General features: G+C 62.5%; 1 pseudogene. It reads right to left on the bottom strand.

Annotated features, from left to right (window positions below):
• Positions 1–1,515: pseudogene (locus ACFODV_RS00200) on the bottom strand (DNA-directed RNA polymerase subunit beta'); the annotation flags it as partial.

The following is a 1,515-nucleotide window of genomic DNA, read 5'->3' on the forward strand; positions in this document are numbered from 1 at the left end:
TCGCAGGCTCCTTGGGCTTGCGTGCCTCGAACAGGTCGGCCACGCGGGGCAGACCACCGGTGATGTCCTTGTTGGCAGACGCCTCCACCGGGATTCGGGCGACGACTTCACCCACGCCAATCCTTGCACCATTGTCGGCGGTGACGATCGACTTGCCGGGCAGCAGGTACTGCACCGGAGTGTCGGAGCCACTGACGGTCACCGGCTGGCCGGACACGTCATTTAGCAGGATCATCGGTCGCTTGTCGCGACCTGCCATGGGACGGGCCGCCGACTCGATCACCTCGATGGAGGAGAGACCGGTCATCTCATCCACGGTACGGTGGATGGTGAGGCCCTCGTCCATGTCGGCGTACTGCACGACGCCCTCGCCCTCGGCGACGATGGGATGGGTGTGCGGATCCCATTTAGCCACCGCCTGGCCGGAGTCGACAGGATCACCGTCTTTGACGGAGATCTCGGCGCCATAGGGCAGCTTGTAGTACTCGCGCTCGCGGCCATGGTCATCGGTGACGGCCAGGGCACTGGAGCGAGACACCACCACCAGCTTGCCATCGGCGCGCTCCACGAACTTGATGTTGTGCAGGCACACCTTGCCACCGTGCTTGATCTTTATTTGTGATACAGGTCGCCTTACATGTGAAATACCGGAATGCTTTTTACTATCCAGTGTTAACTGAGTACCCGGCTCACCGATGGACTGGGCGGCGATGACGCCTACCGCCTCACCGATGTTCACCTGGTGGCCGCGCGCAAGGTCGCGACCGTAACAGGTCGCACAGACGCCATGCACGGTCTGGCAGGCGATGGCGCTGCGCACCACGATCTCGTCGACGCCCATGGTATCCAGCTCGGCACACCACTTCTCGTCGAGCAGGGTCCCCCGCGGAATCAGAACATCGTCGCTGGCCGGATCGATGACGTCCTGGGCCACCACGCGACCCAGCACGCGCTGGGCCAGTGAAACGATAATATCGCCACCCTCGATCACCGGGTGCAGCGTCAGACCGTTCTCGGTGTCGCAGTCAGTCTCGGTGATCACCATGTCCTGGGCCACGTCGACCAGGCGACGCGTCAGATAGCCCGAGTTGGCGGTCTTGAGTGCCGTATCCGCCAGCCCCTTACGGGCGCCGTGGGTCGAGATGAAGTACTGAAGTACGTTCAGGCCCTCACGGAAGTTGGCGATGATCGGGGTCTCGATGATCGAGCCGTCCGGCTTGGCCATGAGACCACGCATGCCCGCCAGCTGGCGAATCTGGGCGGCGCTACCGCGCGCGCCGGAGTCGGCCATGATGAAGACGCTATTGAAGGAGTCCTGCTCGACCGTATTGCCATGGCGGTCGATCACGGTCTCTTTCTCGATACCGTCCATCATTGCCCGGGCCACCTTGTCGTTGGCCTTGGACCAGATGTCGATCACCTTGTTGTACTTCTCGCCAGCGGTGACGAGACCCGAGGAGAACTGGTCCTCGATCTCCTTCACCTCATCCTCGGCGGCCTCGATGATCTCGGCCT

It is taken from the genome of Halomonas tibetensis (assembly GCF_042643535.1).
GTDB classification, from domain to species: Bacteria; Pseudomonadota; Gammaproteobacteria; order Pseudomonadales; family Halomonadaceae; genus Halomonas; species Halomonas tibetensis.